The organism is Rhodanobacter soli (assembly GCF_040548735.1).
Taxonomy (GTDB): Bacteria; Pseudomonadota; Gammaproteobacteria; order Xanthomonadales; family Rhodanobacteraceae; genus Rhodanobacter; species Rhodanobacter soli_A.
In genome coordinates this window covers 182,276-197,654 of record NZ_JBEPSD010000001.1, presented here as the reverse complement: position 1 = coordinate 197,654, position 15,379 = coordinate 182,276, and the positions used below count along the sequence as shown (strand labels likewise).

The 15,379-nt window shown below is 67.3% G+C and carries 12 protein-coding genes and 4 tRNA genes; 10 read left to right on the top strand and 6 right to left on the bottom strand.

The window, feature by feature from the left end:
• The first annotated feature begins 63 nt into the window (after positions 1-63).
• The 8 genes from pheA to ABIE04_RS00905 all read left to right on the top strand — a co-directional run bounded on the left by pheA (position 64) and on the right by ABIE04_RS00905 (position 6,391).
• The gene (gene pheA, locus ABIE04_RS00940; protein WP_354546724.1) at positions 64-1,152 is read left to right on the top strand and encodes a prephenate dehydratase; all 1,089 of its coding nucleotides are present in this window, start codon (positions 64-66) and stop codon (positions 1,150-1,152) included.
• The gene (gene aroA, locus ABIE04_RS00935) at positions 1,149-2,459 is read left to right on the top strand and encodes a 3-phosphoshikimate 1-carboxyvinyltransferase (protein WP_354546723.1); all 1,311 of its coding nucleotides are present in this window, start codon (positions 1,149-1,151) and stop codon (positions 2,457-2,459) included. Before pheA ends, aroA begins: the two co-directional genes overlap by 4 nt.
• A gap of 62 nt (positions 2,460-2,521) precedes the next feature.
• Entirely contained in the window at positions 2,522-3,301 is a 780-nt protein-coding gene (gene kdsB / locus ABIE04_RS00930; protein ID WP_354546722.1) for a 3-deoxy-manno-octulosonate cytidylyltransferase, read from the top strand.
• A gap of 38 nt (positions 3,302-3,339) precedes the next feature.
• A complete protein-coding gene (gene uvrC, locus ABIE04_RS00925; protein WP_354546721.1) occupies positions 3,340-5,181 on the top strand; it encodes an excinuclease ABC subunit UvrC in 1,842 nt (613 codons plus the stop codon).
• A 72-nt stretch (positions 5,182-5,253) separates the two neighbouring features.
• Positions 5,254-5,865 carry a CDP-diacylglycerol--glycerol-3-phosphate 3-phosphatidyltransferase gene (pgsA, locus tag ABIE04_RS00920; protein WP_354546720.1) on the top strand — a complete coding sequence of 204 codons (612 nt, stop codon included), beginning with the start codon at positions 5,254-5,256 and terminating at the stop codon, positions 5,863-5,865.
• Positions 5,866-5,936: 71 nt separating this feature from the next.
• Positions 5,937-6,012, top strand: a tRNA-Gly gene (locus ABIE04_RS00915).
• A 145-nt stretch (positions 6,013-6,157) separates the two neighbouring features.
• Positions 6,158-6,233 (top strand) — tRNA-Gly (locus tag ABIE04_RS00910).
• Between the two features lie 84 nt (positions 6,234-6,317).
• Positions 6,318-6,391: transfer RNA gene (locus ABIE04_RS00905), tRNA-Cys, on the top strand.
• A gap of 58 nt (positions 6,392-6,449) precedes the next feature.
• On the opposite strand, the gene ABIE04_RS00900 is transcribed toward ABIE04_RS00905, so the two are convergent.
• On the bottom strand, positions 6,450-8,591 hold the full coding sequence (locus tag ABIE04_RS00900; protein ID WP_354546719.1) for a putative bifunctional diguanylate cyclase/phosphodiesterase: 2,142 nt from the start codon (positions 8,589-8,591) through the stop codon (positions 6,450-6,452).
• Between the two features lie 232 nt (positions 8,592-8,823).
• Here ABIE04_RS00900 and ABIE04_RS00895 point away from each other — a divergent pair, with 232 nt between their 5' ends.
• Entirely contained in the window at positions 8,824-9,210 is a 387-nt protein-coding gene (locus ABIE04_RS00895; RefSeq protein WP_354546718.1) for an HU family DNA-binding protein, read from the top strand.
• Between the two features lie 75 nt (positions 9,211-9,285).
• Here the strand turns inward: ABIE04_RS00895 and ABIE04_RS00890 are convergent.
• The 5 genes from ABIE04_RS00890 to ABIE04_RS00870 form a co-directional block, all read right to left on the bottom strand.
• Positions 9,286-9,372 (bottom strand) — tRNA-Leu (locus ABIE04_RS00890).
• Positions 9,373-9,457: 85 nt separating this feature from the next.
• On the bottom strand, positions 9,458-10,693 hold the full coding sequence (locus ABIE04_RS00885) for a TraB/GumN family protein (protein ID WP_354546717.1): 1,236 nt from the start codon (positions 10,691-10,693) through the stop codon (positions 9,458-9,460).
• Between the two features lie 77 nt (positions 10,694-10,770).
• Entirely contained in the window at positions 10,771-11,661 is an 891-nt protein-coding gene (locus ABIE04_RS00880) for a carbon-nitrogen hydrolase (RefSeq protein WP_354546716.1), read from the bottom strand.
• A gap of 57 nt (positions 11,662-11,718) precedes the next feature.
• Entirely contained in the window at positions 11,719-12,768 is a 1,050-nt protein-coding gene (locus ABIE04_RS00875; protein ID WP_354546715.1) for an agmatine deiminase family protein, read from the bottom strand.
• A gap of 107 nt (positions 12,769-12,875) precedes the next feature.
• Positions 12,876-13,241, bottom strand: coding sequence for a hypothetical protein (locus ABIE04_RS00870; RefSeq protein WP_354546714.1), 366 nt, complete (start codon positions 13,239-13,241; stop codon positions 12,876-12,878).
• Between the two features lie 203 nt (positions 13,242-13,444).
• Here ABIE04_RS00870 and ABIE04_RS00865 point away from each other — a divergent pair, with 203 nt between their 5' ends.
• Complete coding sequence (locus tag ABIE04_RS00865; RefSeq protein WP_354546713.1) at positions 13,445-15,379, top strand: ABC-F family ATP-binding cassette domain-containing protein; 1,935 nt, start codon at positions 13,445-13,447, stop codon at positions 15,377-15,379.

Genomic DNA, 15,379 nt, shown 5'->3' with positions numbered 1-15,379 from the left:
GGAATTTTTCAGGCAAGATGCCGCTTCATCATTTGGACTTCTATCCATCCAGGCGGCCAAAGCATGACCGATCCGAAAACACCGTTGAGCGAGATGCGCGAACGCATCGACAGTATCGACCGGCAGATCCAGCAGCTGATCTCCGAACGCGCGAACCACGCGCGGACGGTGGCGAAGGTGAAGGGGGAGGGGCTTTCCGCGATCGACTATTACCGTCCCGAGCGCGAGGCCCACGTGCTGCGCATGGTGGTGGACCGCAACCAGGGCCCGCTGTCCGACGCCGAGATGGTGCGGCTGTTCCGCGAGATCATGTCGTCCTGCCTCGCGCAGGAGGATCCGCTGAAGATCGGCTTCCTGGGGCCGGAAGGCACCTTCAGCGAGCAGGCCGTGCGCAAGCATTTCGGCCATGCCGCCTACGGGCTGCCGCTGGGCAGCATCGAGGAAGTGTTCCAGGAAGTCGCCGCCGGGCATGCCGACTTCGGCGTGGTGCCGGTGGAGAACTCCGGCCAGGGCATGATCCAGGTCACCCTGGACATGTTCCTCACCTCCGAGGCGACCATCTGCGGTGAAGTGGAGTTGCGCGTGCACCAGTGCCTGCACTCGCTGACCGGCCAACTGGAGGACGTGCGCCGTGTCTACGCGCACGCGCAGTCGCTGCAGCAGTGCAAGACCTGGCTGCGCATCAACCTGCCCGACGTGGAATGCGTCGCGGTGGGCAGCAATGCCGAAGCCGCCCGACTGGCCCGGCACGCCGACGACGCGGCGGCGATCGCCGGCGAAACGGCGGGCAAGGTCTACGGCCTGAAGACCGTGGCCAAGGGCATCGAGGATCGCGCCGACAACACCACGCGCTTCCTGGTGATCGGCCGTTCGCTGTTCCCGCCGTCGGGCAACGACCGCACCTCGCTGCTGATCACCGTCAACGACAAGCCGGGTGCGTTGTACGACGTGCTCAGCCCGTTCGCGAAGCACGGCATCAGCCTGAACCGCATCGAGTCGCGGCCGGCGCATACCGGCAAGTGGCAATACGCGTTCTTCATCGACGTCTCCGGCCATATCGACGGCGAGGCGTTGCAGGCGGCGGTGCACGACATCGGCGCATCGGCCGCCACCATCCGCGTGCTGGGCTCCTACCCGGTGGCCTTGCCTTGAACGCTCGCCTGGACTGGAGCAGCCGGCCGGGTCGGCCGCTGCACGGCAGCGTGCGCGTTCCCGGCGACAAGTCGGTCTCGCATCGCGCGCTGATGCTGGCCGCGATCGCCGAGGGAGAGTCGCGCATCCGCGGCTTCCTCGAAGGCGAGGACACCCGCGCCACCGCCGCCGTGCTGGCGCAGCTCGGCGTGCGCATCGACACACCGTCGGCCGGCGAGCGCGTGGTGCATGGCGTGGGCCTGCACGGCCTGCGCGGCGCGGCGCAATCGCTGGATTGCGGCAATGCCGGCACCGGCATGCGCCTGCTGACCGGCCTGCTGGCCGGGCAGTCGTTCGACAGCATCCTGGTCGGCGACGCCTCGCTGTCGAAACGGCCGATGCGCCGGGTGACCGATCCGCTGGACCTGATGGGCGCGCGCATCGACACGCATGACGGCCTGCCGCCGCTGCACGTGCATGGCGGCCAGCTGCTGCAAGGCATCCGCTACGAACTGCCGGTGGCCAGCGCACAGGTGAAGTCCGCGCTGCTGCTGGCCGGCCTGTACGCCGCCGGTGAAACCGAAGTCATCGAACCGCACCCGACCCGCGACTACACCGAGCGCATGCTGGCCGCGTTCGGCTGGCCGATCGCGTTCGCACCGGGCCGCGCGAAACTCGAGGGCGGCCACGCGCTGCATGCCACCGACGTCGAGGTGCCGGCCGATTTTTCCTCGGCCGCATTCTTCCTGGTCGCCGCCAGCATCGTGCCGGGCTCCGAATTGCGCCTGCCGGCCGTGGGCCTCAACCCGCGCCGCACCGGCCTGCTGCAGGCGCTGCGCCTGATGGGTGCGGACATCACGGTCGAGCAGGAGCGCGAGGCTGGCGGCGAGCCGGTGGGCGATCTCGTGGTGCGCCACGCGCCGCTGCATGGCGTCGAGCTGCCCGAGGCGCTGGTGCCGGACATGATCGACGAGTTTCCCGCGCTGTTTATCGCCGCCGCGGTGGCCAGCGGCACGACGGTCATCCGCGGCGCGGCCGAATTGCGGGTGAAGGAATCCGACCGCATCGCCACGATGGCCAGCGGCCTGCGCACGCTCGGCGCGGCGATCGAGGAAACACCGGACGGCGCGATCATCCATGGCGGCCGGCTCGGCGGCGGCACGGTGGAAAGCCATCTCGACCATCGCATCGCGATGAGTTTCGCGGTGGCCGGACTGGTCGCCACCGATCCGGTGCGGGTCAATGACTGCAGTCATGTCGCCACGTCGTTTCCCGGCTTCCTGGAGCTGGCCAACGGCTGCGGCTTCGCGCTGCGCGGCGCGGGCTGAACTGTTCGCGCCGTGCATGTATCGTTGCGGCAAGGCTTGCCTCCTGGTTGAAGATCGTCCTCATGTCCAATGTCGTACCTCCATTCATCGTCGCCATTCCCGCCCGTTACGGCTCGACCCGCCTGCCGGCCAAGCCGCTGCGCGCGATCGACGGCGTGCCGATGGTGGTGCGCGTGGCACAGCGCGCCCTGCAGGCCGGCGCCAGCCAGGTGGTGGTGGCGGTGGATGACCCGCGCATCGCCGATGCACTGGCCGGGCAGCACGGCGTGGACGTCTGCATGACCCGCAACGATCACGCCTCGGGCAGCGACCGCCTGGCCGAGTGCGCGCAGCACTATGGCTGGGCCGACGACAGCATCGTGGTGAACCTGCAGGGCGACGAACCGTTTGCGCCCGCCGCCGGCATCCGCGCGGTGGCACAGGCACTGGCCGGCGACGACGCGCCGATGGCGACCCTGGCCACGCCGATCATCGACGCCGAGGAACTGTTCGACCCGAACGTGGTGAAGCTGGTGCGTGCCGCCGACGGCCGCGCGCTGTATTTCAGCCGGGCGCCGTTGCCGTGGGCGCGCGATGCGTTCGCCGCCGACCGCAACGCGCTGCCATCCGGCTCGCCGTTCCTGCGGCACATCGGCATCTATGCGTACCGGGCCGGCTTCCTGGACCGCTACAGCCGTTTGCCGCGTACCCCGCTGGAACAGACCGAATCGCTGGAGCAGCTGCGCGTGCTGGAGCACGGCCACGCGATCGCGGTGCGGCTGACTCCGGAGCCGTTCCCGCCGGGCATCGACACCGAAACCGACCTGGAGCGCGCGGAGCTGTGGTTGCGCACGCAGCATTGAGCCACATCTGCATGGGTCATCGCCACTAGAATGATCCCATGCAGTCCGCACAACCGCCCCCCTTCGACGGCAAGGCCTTCGTCCGTACGCTGACTTCCTCGCCTGGCGTCTATCGTCATTTCGACGCGGCCGGCGAGCTGCTCTACGTGGGCAAGGCCGGCAATCTCAAGAAGCGCGTCGGCAGCTATTTCCTGAAGCCGCGGATGGAGCCGCGCATCGCGGCGATGGTGGCGCAGATCGCCCGCGTCGAGATCACCGTGACGCGCACCGAGGGCGAGGCGCTGCTGCTGGAATCGCAGCTGATCAAGTCGCTGAAGCCGCGCTACAACATCCTGCTGCGCGACGACAAGAGCTACCCGTACATCTACCTGTCCGGCGGCGAGGACTACCCGCGGCTGGCCTTCCATCGCGGCGCGAAGAACCTGCCGGGACGCTATTTCGGGCCGTATCCGAGCACTTACGCGGTGCGCGAAAGCCTCAGCCTGATGCAGAAGCTGTTCAAGGTGCGCCAGTGCGAGGACAGCTACTTCCGCAACCGCACGCGGCCCTGCCTGCAGTACCAGATCGGTCGCTGCAGCGCGCCCTGCGTGGGGCTGATCAGCGTGGAGGATTACCGCAACGACGTACGCCATGCGGAAATGTTCCTGGAAGGGCGCAGCAACGCGGTGATCGACGAGCTGGCCGAGGCGATGGAGCAGGCCAGCAAGGCGCTGCAGTTCGAACGTGCGGCGAAACTGCGCGACCAGGTGGCCGCCCTGCGCCAGTTGCAGGCGCAGCACCACGTGCAGGGGGCCAGCGCCGACATGGACGTGATCGCCTGCCGCATCGAGGCGGGCATGGCCTGCGTCAGCGTGCTGTTCTTCCGCAACGGCATCAGCCTGGGCACGCGCGATTTCTTTCCGCGGCTGCCGCTGGATGCCGAGCCCGCCGACGTGCTGACGCAGTTCATCGCGCAGTACTACCTGGACCGGCCGGTGCCGCGCGAGCTGATCCTGGGCGAGCCGCTGGCCGACCAGGAGATCCTGGCCGAGCTGCTCGGCCAGCACGCCGGCCATGCGGTGGAGCTGAAGTCCAGCGTGCGCGGCGAGCGCGCACAGTTCCTGCAGATGGCCGAGCGCAACGCGCAGGCCTCGCTGACCGCGCGGCTGGCCAGCCGGCAGACCCTGGGCACGCGTTTCGACGACTTGCAGAAGGTGCTCGGGCTGGCGGCGCCGCCGCGGCGCATCGAGTGCTTCGACATCAGCCACACGATGGGCGAGCTGACCGTCGCCTCGTGCGTGGTGTTCGGGCCGGAAGGCCCGGAGAAATCGCACTACCGCCGCTTCAACATCGCCGGCATCACGCCGGGCGACGACTACGCGGCGATGCACCAGGCGTTGACTCGGCGCTTCCGCAAGGTGGCCGAAGGCGAGGGCGCCCGCCCCGACATCCTGCTGATCGACGGCGGCAGCGGCCAGGTGGCGCAGGCGCTGGACGTGCTGAGGGAACTCGGCGTCGACGGCATCGAAGTGGTCGGCGTGGCGAAGGGCCCGGGCCGGCGCGCCGGCGAGGAAACCTTGGTGCTGGCGCGGATCGAGGCGGGAAATCCCGGGCGCGAGCTGCATCCGGGTTCGTCATCGCCGGCCTTGCATCTGGTCGCGGCGGTGCGCGACGAGGCGCATCGCTTCGCGATCAGCGGCCATCGCAAGCGGCGCGAGAAAGCGCGCGAACGCAGCGTGCTGGAGGACGTGCCAGGCATCGGTGCGCGCCGGCGTTCGGCGCTGCTGAAGGCGTTCGGCGGCATGCAGGGCCTGGAGCGCGCCGGCGTCGAGGAACTGATGCAGGTGAAGGGCATCGACCGCGGCCTGGCCGGGCGCATCTACGCCAGCCTGCATGGCTGAACATCGGCGAACGCCTTCACTCGGCAGTGGCGCGCCGGCATGCGAAACTGGCGCAAATCACTGGAACGAACCATGCACATCAACCTGCCGACCTGGCTGACCCTCTTCCGCGTTGCTCTGCTGCCGGTCATGGTGGTGGTGTTCTACCTGCCGTTTCCGGGCCACAACATCACCGCGGCGATCGTGTTCGTGCTGGCTGCGGTCACCGACTGGCTCGACGGTTATCTCGCGCGGCGGATGAACCTCACTTCGGCATTCGGCGCGTTCCTCGATCCGGTCGCCGACAAGCTGATGGTGGCGGTGACCTTGTTCCTGCTGGTCGAATCGCATCGCGGCGGCTGGCCGGGTGTCCTGATGGCGGTGACCGCGGCGGTGATCGTGGGACGCGAAATCAGCGTGTCCGCGCTGCGCGAGTGGATGGCCGAGATCGGCATGCGCGCCACCGTCAAGGTCGCCTTCATCGGCAAGTTGAAGACGGTGATGCAGATGGTCGCCCTGGTGGTGCTGATCGTGCAGCACGAGAAAGCCGCCGAAGCGCTGCGCCTGTACCACATTGGCGAAGCCTTGCTGGTGATCGCCGGCGTGCTCACGATCTGGTCGGGCCTGTACTACCTGCGCGCCGCCTGGCCGATCCTGAGCAGCGGTACGCCGGGGCAGTCATCCGCGGGCAGCGACGATATCTGATTGGCGGGGCATGTCCCGATCGATACGGGCTTGACGATCCGCTTTCACGTATTAGAATGCGCGGCTCCAATGCGGGAATAGCTCAGTTGGTAGAGCACGACCTTGCCAAGGTCGGGGTCGCGAGTTCGAGTCTCGTTTCCCGCTCCAGTTTGCAGACAAGGCCCCGATCCGTTCGGGGCCTTGTCGTTTCAGCGGTGCACAGGGTCGGTGCAGGGCGCGGGAATCCGGATCGAAAAGCGCTGTCGCAGCTATTCACAAGGGACCGCGTTCTGCTATCATTCGCGGCTCCGATGCGGGAATAGCTCAGTTGGTAGAGCACGACCTTGCCAAGGTCGGGGTCGCGAGTTCGAGTCTCGTTTCCCGCTCCAGTTTCAATGCAGAACCTCGGCTTTCCGGGGTTTTGTTTTTTAGAGGCAACCTGCGATCATCATGGTCGCGCTTCACGAAGCAATGGCCTGGTGGCAGAGTGGTCATGCAGCGGACTGCAAATCCGCGTACGCCGGTTCGATTCCGACCTAGGCCTCCATTGCGCAACGGGCTGCCAGCCAGCCCCGAAAACCCGCCGACGGCGGGTTTTTTGTCGCCTAGAAATCGGAGATGACGGCGACCTCGCTGGCCGTTGCATGCCGGGTCATCCAACGCTGAAAATCGTCTGCGGTCAGCGGCAGGCTGATGAAATAGCCTTGCACGATGTCGCAGCCGAGCGTTTCCAGCATGATTCTCTGTTGCCGGGTCTCGACGCCTTCGGCGATCGTGGTCATGCCGAGGCGCCTGCCGATGTCGACGATGAAACCTGCCAGCGGATCGGTGATGGCCGGCTGCAGCGCACTGATGAAGGTGCGGTCGATCTTCAGCTCGTCCAGCGGCAATTGCTGCAGGTAGGCCAGCGACGAGTAGCCGGTGCCGAAATCATCCAGCGCCAGCCGAAAGCCGATGGCGGAAAGCTGGTGCAGCGTACGCAGCGCCGTATCGAAGTCGTTGAGCAGGGCGCTCTCGGTCAACTCGAGGGTCAGTGCGGATGGCTCGATGCCGGCCGCCTTCACCTGTGCCTCGATGTTCGGCACGAATTGCGGGTGGGCGATCTGCCAGGGGCTGACGTTGACCGCGATGCGTCCGCCGAAATCCATGCCGAGCCGGCGCCATTCCCGGACATGGTTGCAGACCTCGGCGATCACCCAGGCGCCCAGGGCATGGATCAGGCCGGTTTCCTCGGCCACCGGGATGAACGTGGCCGGTGACACTTCGCCCAGCCTAGGGTGCTTCCAGCGCAGCAAGGCCTCCGCGCCCACCGGTCTTCCGCGCATGTCGACCTGCGGCTGGAAGCGCAACGAGAATTCCTGGCGCTCCAGTGCCGTGCGCAGGCCGCGTTCCAGTTCCAGGCGGGCGTCCGCGTCGCGTTGCATATGCGGCAGGAACAGCCGTGCCGCATTGCGCCCAGCGGATTTGGCGCGGTACAGCGCGATATCGGCGCAACGGATGATGTCGGCCGCCCCCGCATCCAGGTTCGGGAATACCGCCACGCCGATACTCGCACCGATGCCCAGCACCCGGCTGTCGATCGCCAGCGGTGTCGCCAGCCGTTCAAGCATACGCTCGGCGACCTGCATGGCCCGCGTGGCCGCGGTGTCGGCATCCTCGTCAAGGGTGCCGAGCAGCACCACGAATTCGTCGCCGCCGAGCCGGGCCACGGTGGATGCGCTGGGCGCCGCGGCGAGCAGGCTGTCGGCGATGGTCTCCAGCACGCGGTCGCCGGCATGATGGCCAAGCGAGTCGTTGATGGTCTTGAAGTTGTCCAGGTCGATCATCAGCACGGCGCCATACTGATCGGACTGCGCCGCATCCGCGAGCAGGTCGGCCAGGATGTACAGCGCGCGCAGGCGATTGGGCAGGCCGGTCAGGGCATCGTGGTAGGCGGCATGGCGCAGGTCGAGTTCGGCTTCGCGGCGGATCTCGGCTTCGGCACGGAGCTCGCTGGCGGTGCGCTCGAGCTGCAGTGCGTGCGAGTGCATCTGGCTGGCCAGCAGCAGGCTCATCAGCAGCACGAATGACAGGAACGCGAAGGCGTCGATCGACGGGTAGGGCTTGCCCAGCGTGTTGACCACGATGGCGCCCCACAGCAAGGCCAGGAACTGGATCAGCAGGCAGACGCCGAGCATGGCGCCGCGCAGGCGCTGCCCGTCGCGGTATTGTCGTGCCGCGCGATACATCGCCCACAGGAAGATGGCATAGCTGAGCCAGCGAAACGCATGACCCCATGCCGAGGGAGTGCCTTCGAGGGTGTACAGCGCTTCTCCCCATGGCAACACCGTCGGAGCGGCTTCGTGCAGGGTGGTATCGAGCATGCTGTACGGCGAGTGCAGGTTGATCCAGAACAGCCACAGCGACAGCGCGCACACGGTTCCGAGCAGGTAGCGGTCGACCGGTCTGCCGGTGTAGCCGCCGACAAACAGCATCAGCGCGGGGAGTGCGAGCACGGCCGCGGCGCACAGGATGCGCAGCGCCAGGATCGCCAGCGCCGGGCTGTCGGCAGCGTCCATCACGGCGTTCGAGCAGGCCAGCGTGGCGATGCACAGGCACAGCACGGCAAAGGCCAGATGCGTGGGGTCGCGCCGTTGGCGCACACCGATCACCAGAAACTGCACGCCTGCCCCGAATGCCACGGCTGCGGTCGCCAGCAGGGCCGCGGTGAAGTAGCCGAAGTTGAGGTGGTTTGCTAGATCCTGCATCCGCCATCCTCTTCCACGGCATCCTGACCTGTGCGCCACGTGGCCGATAGCGTACGCCAAGCCTGGCGGAATGCGGAATAGCGGGTGCCGCCGGTTGTCTTGCTGAAGATTTTGCGACCGGGAAACGTTTTTTGTCGTCCGACCCGTTGGCGGCACCGCTGAATTCCCCTACATTCAGCGTGCCGTGAGGCAATGCAACCAATCCATCACCACGTAGACGAGGGGGAAATTCATGGCAAAGACGCAGAAAGCAGCGGCCAAGAGCAAGCCGGCACCGAAGGCGAAAGCTGCACCGGCCGCTCCGAAGCCGATCAAGGAAGCGCTGAACAAGTCCACCCTGGTGGCGCACATCGTGGAAGCCAGCGGCGTGGTCGCCAAGGATGTTCGCGCCGTGCTCGCCGCGCTGGAAGGCGCGGTCGCCGGTTCGGTGCACAAGAAGGGCGCCGGTTCGTTCCAGTTGCCCGGCCTGCTGAAGATCACCGCGGTGAGCGTGCCGGCCAAGCCGAAGCGCAAGGGCATCAACCCGTTCACCAAGGAAGAGCAGTGGTTCGCCGCCAAGCCGGCGTCGGTCAAGGTCAAGATCCGCCCGCTGAAGAAGCTGAAGGACGCGGCGGCCTGATCCAGGCAAGGCGTCATCGTGGAGTGCGGCGACATTCGCCGCACTCCATCGTTTGATCGGGCATCAAGCGGTCGTTGGTGCCCGGGGCGGGGATCGAACCCGCATGGCCTTGCGGCCGAGGGATTTTAAGTCCCTTGCGTATACCAGTTTCGCCACCCGGGCCGGATATCGAAATGCGTTTGCAGGGAGCCTGCAGGCGGCGCGCATCGTAGCATGCGCTTCGCGGCCGCTCGTCACGCAGCCGTGGTCAGAGCAGGCTCTTGAAGATGTGGATGCCGGCGCTGTACTCGCCGATGATCGTGCCCACGCTGACCAGGAAAAAATTCAGCAAGGTGCGCGCGACACGGTTCTTCCACCAGCCGCTCCAGTGCACGATGTCGTCGCGCAAGGTGTCGAAATCGGCCACCCGCGGGCGGCGCACCCAGGCTTCGGCCATCGCGCTGATGCCGCCGGCCGGAATGCCGGGGCGAAACGGCTTGATCGGCGCGGCGATGAAGGCGGCGAGGATGCTGAGCGGATGGGCTCCGGCGGCCACGGCGCCGAGCGCGGCGAAACCGCCGGTGAACAACACCCAGTCGCGCAATGCCTGCGTGCCCAGTGCGGTGTTCTGGTGGAACGCCCAGGCGATCGCGGCGAACACCAGCAGCACCAGGGTAGCGGCCAACCATTTCGGCCAGCGTGCCTTCGGCGGCAAGATGGCCAGTTCGGCGACCTTGCTGGCGGGATCGCCCTGCTGTTCGCGCAGCAGCGTGCACAACCCCTTGAGATGGCCGGCGCCGATCACCACCAGCACGCGGCGGTTTTCCACCATGGTCGGGCGGGCCGCTTCCTCGCGCAGGCGTGCGGCCATGAACGCATCGCGTTCGCCGATCAGGCTGTCGTAAAGCGGCTTCGAGCCGCTGGCGAATTCGCTGAACGCGCTTTCCAGCAGGTCGCCCTGTTTCAGTTTCTCGATCTCGCCCTGTTCGATGTCCTCGCGGTCGAACACGCTGGCCAGCAGGCCGCCGAGCAGACCGAAGCGCTGCCAGAAACCCACGCTGCGCCAGGCGCGCTTGAGCGTGGTGCCGACTTCGCGGTCGATCAGCCACAACGGCAGGCCGCGTTGCTCGGCGCCGTCCATCGCCGCTTTCATCTCGGCGCCTGGCTGGATGCCGGACTGGTCGGCCAGGCGCTTCTGGAACGTCGACAGCACCAGGCTGGCGGCGACCATGCCGGCCTTGCCCTGGCGGATCACCTTGAACAGGTCCAGCTGCCTGAACGCTTCCGGATCGCGCATGCTCTGCGCGCGGCTGTCGCACAGTTCCACCGCCACGGCATCGAAGTGTTCGCTTGCCAGCAGGGCATCGACCGCTTCCATGCTGCTGCGCGAGACGTGCGCGGTACCCAGCACCACGTATTCCACGCCGTCGCGCTGCACGCGCTCGATCGGCTGGCCCTGCAAGGCGGCAGGCGACGCGGTGATTTCGGTTTCGGGAACACTCATGCGATCAGCAGGCCGGTCGTGGGGGGAATCCAAGCATGGGGATGACGGCCATGCGGAACAAGCAATGGAGCGAGGCTTCAGTCACGGAAGCGCTTGAGCAGGTCGGCATACGCGTCGATGCGCCGGTCGCGCAGGAATGGCCAGATCCGCCGCACATGCTCGCTGCGCGCCAGGTCGACCTCGGCCACCAGCAGTTCGCGTGCATCGGTGCCGGCCTGGGCCAGGAACTCGCCCTGCGGACCGGCGACGAAGCTCGATCCCCAGAACTGGATGCCGGCGCCCACGCTCGAGGGATCGGCTTCGAAGCCGGTGCGGTTGCATGACAGCAACGGCAGGCCGTTGGCTACGGCGTGGCCACGCTGCACGGTGATCCACGCGTCGCGCTGGCGATCCTTCTCGGCCTGCTCGTCGTTCGGGTCCCAGCCGATCGCAGTGGGGTAGAGCAGCAGTTCGGCGCCGGCCAGCGCCATCAGGCGTGCCGCCTCCGGATACCACTGGTCCCAGCACACCAGCACGCCGAGGCGGCCGACCGAAGTGTCGATCGGCTCGAAGCCGAGGTCGCCCGGGGTGAAGTAGAACTTCTCATAGAACGCCGGGTCGTCCGGGATGTGCATCTTGCGGTAGGTGCCGGCGATGGCCGCCGAGCGATCGAACACCACCGCGGTGTTGTGGTACAGGCCGGCGGCGCGGCGCTCGAACAACGAGGCGACGACGACCAGCTTCAACTCCTCGGCCAGCTTGCCGATGCGCGCGGTGCCCGGGCCGGGAATGCTCTCGGCCTGGTCGAAGATCTCCACCGACTCGTGCTGGCAGAAGTACGGGCCGTTGTGCAACTCCTGCAGCAGCACCAGCTCGGCGCCGGCCGCGGCGGCCTTGCGCAGGCCGGCTTCGATCGCGTCCAGGTTGGCGTCGCGGCTGCCGCGGTCGGTTTCCTGCAGCAGCGCGACCTTGAGGGTCTTGCGGGTCATCGGCGTAAATCCTCGGCGTGTCGCCAGGCGTAGACCGTACAGTTTAGCCGATGCGGCTCAGGCCAGCCCGGCGGGCAGCTGCATGGTGATGCAGTGCAGGCTGCCGTTCTGCCAGATCAGCGGGCGGCACGGTACCTGCACGATCTCGCGGCCGGGGTGAGCGCTGCCGATGATGCGTGCGGCCTCGTCATCCGCCTTGTCGCCGTAGGCGGGTACCAGCACGGCGCCGTTGACGATCAGGTAGTTCGCATAGGACGCGGCAAGCCGGCGGCCTTCGTCGATGACCGGTTGTGCCCATGGCAGCGGATACAGCCGGTACGGGCGGCCATCGGCGGTGCGCAGCGCCGCCAACTCGGCGGCCATCCGCTGCAGTTCGCCGTGATGCGGGTCGCCGGGATCGTCGCAAGCCTGGAACACGATGCGCTCGCCCGGGGCGAAGCGGGCGAGCGTGTCGATGTGCGCGTCGGTGTCGTCGCCTTCGAGGTAGCCGTAGTCCAGCCACAGCACGCGCTTGGCGTGCAGGCTGTCGCGCAGGATCGCGCTCATCTCCTCGCGCGATTGTTCCGGATGCCGCTGCGCCAGGCAGCGCCAGGTGGTGAGCACGCTGCCTTCGCCGTCGCTTTCGATGCCACCGCCCTCCAGCGCCCAGTCGACGCGCTTGTGGGCGGCCTCGCCGAAGACGCCGGCGTCGACCAGACCGGCGACGAGCGCATCGTCCTGCTCGGCGCCGAACTTGCCGCCCCAGCCGGTGAAGCGGAAGTCGGTGAGCTGGAAATATCGTCGAGAATCGGCGGCCGCGCCGCCCATCAGGGTGATCGGGCCGGAGTCGCGCAGCCAGGTGTCGTCGTACGGCAGTTCGACGAAACGGATCTTCGCGAGATCCACGCCGGCATCACGCAGTTGCGACTGCGCATGGGCTTTCAGCGCGGCATCGGCCACCACGATGATCAGCTGCTGGAACCGCGTCACCGCTGCCGCCAGCGCCACGTAGGTGGTTTCCACCGCGGCCAGGCGTTCGGCCCAGTCGGTGCCGGCATGCGGCCAGGCGATCAGTACGGCGGCCTGCGGTTCCCATTCCGCCGGCAGGCGCAAGGAGTGGTCGGTCATGCGGGGCGATCTCGTGCGGGTGAGGGCCGCAAATTGTACGACGCGGTGGCCGCGCACACGAACGACGCGGCCCGTGTCGCCACGGGCCGCGTCGGTGGGAAGTCAGCTCAGTTGACGGCCGCCGGATTGGTATTGTTGCCGGCCGGCGTGTTCAGCACCGCATGGATCACGTGGCTGTGCTCGAAATACACGATGAAGTTCGAGTACTCCCAGCGGTTGATCTGCGGGTGCTTCTTCGTGTCGCCGCCGCGCGGCGACAGCTTGCGCTGCGGCGCACCCCAGGTTTTCTCGACCTGGGCCATGCTCAGCCCGCGGGGGGGCAGGTTCATGTCCTTTTCCTGCTGTACGCGATGGATCAGCAGGCTGTCGCCATGCTCCGTCCGCGATTGCGCCGCGCTGGCCGGCTGTGGCGCAGCAAGGCCGGCAGCGGCCAGCATGATGACGATCGGCAAACTGCTCGTGAACTTGACCATGGCTCCCCTCTCCATACAAGGCTGTATGCGGCGTCGTTGTAGCAGAACCGCTTGTGCTGCGCCATGCCGATGGCCGCCGATTGCGATGGGTTCGGCATTCGTCATCGCGCGGCAGCGCCAGCCGGTTCGCCGAGAATAGCGCCATCGCCGCTATTATGGGCGGCTGCGGGCGACTGCCTGCCCAGTTCCGATCCAGGCTTTCCATGATTTCCTTTCGACATTTCGCCTTGCGCCGCGGCAGCCGGCTGCTGCTTTCCGACATCGACCTGGTGATCCAGAGCGGTTGGCGGCTGGGCGTGATCGGCCGCAACGGCTGCGGCAAATCCAGCCTGTTCGCTGCCCTGCAGGGCAGCCTGGAGAGCGATGCCGGCGATCTCGACATGCCGGCCAAGCTGCGGCTGGCCTCGGTGGCGCAGGAAACCCCGGCGCTGTCGGACGCGGCGATCGACTACGTGCTGGGCGGCGACGAGGAACTGGCCGCCGCCATGCGCGACGAGGCTGACGCCGGCGATCGTGGCGACATGGAGGCGATGGCGAAGGCGCATCACCGTATCGAGGAACTGAACGGCTACGACGGCCGCGCCCGTGCCGGCCGCCTGCTGCATGGCCTGGGTTTCCCGCCGGAAACGCACGAGCGCGCGGTGAAGGAATTCTCCGGCGGCTGGCGTGGACGGCTGAACCTGGCGCGCGCGCTGATGTGCCCGTCCGACCTGCTGCTGCTGGATGAGCCGACCAACCATCTCGATCTCGACGCCGTGCTGTGGCTGGAAGAGTGGCTGCGCCGCTACCAGGGCACCTTGCTGATCATCTCGCACGACCGCGAATTCCTCGACGGCGTGATCACCCACACGCTGCATCTCAACGACGGCAAGGCCAAGCTGTACACCGGCAATTACAGCGCGTTCGAACGCCTGCGCGCCGAGCAGTTGCGCCAGCAGCAGATTTCGCACGAACGCGAGCAGGCCGAGCGCGCGCACCTGCAGTCCTTCGTCGACCGCTTCAAGGCCAAGGCCAGCAAGGCCAAGCAGGCGCAGTCGCGGATGAAGCGGCTGGAGAAGCTGGCCGGCACCGAGGCGGTGCGTGCCGAACGCCCCTTCAGCTTCCAGTTCCCTGCGCCCGGGCGACTGCCCGATTCGATGCTGCAACTGGAGGACATCACAGCAGGCTACCTGGCCGATCCGTCCACGCACGCGAACGAGGTGGCGAACATCGTGCTGGCCGACGTGCGCTTCAGCATCGAGGCGGGCGAACGGATCGGCCTGCTCGGCCCGAACGGCGCCGGCAAGTCCACCCTGGTCAAGACCCTGGTCGGCGAACTCGAACCGTTCAGCGGCGAGCGCAAGGCGCACAAGGACCTGAAGATCGGCTACTTCGCCCAGCACACGGTGGAAAGCCTGCGCGAAGGCGCCAGCCCGCTCGATCATCTGCAGGACAAGGCGCCTGGCGTGGCGAACCAGGTCATGCGCGATTTCCTCGGCACCTGGAATTTCGCCGGCGACCGCGCGTTCGAGTCGGTCGATGGTTTCTCCGGCGGCGAGCGTGCGCGCCTGGCGCTGGCGCTGATCGCGTGGGACAAGCCGAACCTGCTGCTGCTCGACGAGCCGACCAACCATCTGGATCTGGACATGCGCGAGGCGCTGGCCGATGCGCTGGCCGACTTCGACGGCGCGCTGGTGCTGGTCTCGCACGACCGCCATCTGCTCGGCATGGTCTGCGACAGCTTCTGGCGCGTCGCCGACGGCGTGGTGGAAAGCTTCGACGGCGACCTGGACGACTATGCGCGCTGGCTGAAAACGCGCGGCGCCGCCAGCAAGAAGGCAGCGAAGACCGTGGCGGCGGCCAAGCCGGTGGTGGTCAAGGTAGTACCAGAAGCCACGCCCGAGGAGCGCCGCCGCCAGGCAGCTGCGCAGCGCGAGAACGAGAAGTCCGCGCGTCAGCGGGTGAAGAAGATCGAGACCCGCACCGCCACGATCGACACCGAACTGGCCGCACTGGAAACCCAGCTGGCCGACCCCGCCACCTACAACGGTCCGACCAGCGAGATGATGCGGCTGAGTCAGCGCCAGACCGAACTGCGCCGCGAGAAGGAAGCGCTGGAAACCGAGTGGCTGGCACTGGTCGAACAACTGGAAGCCTAG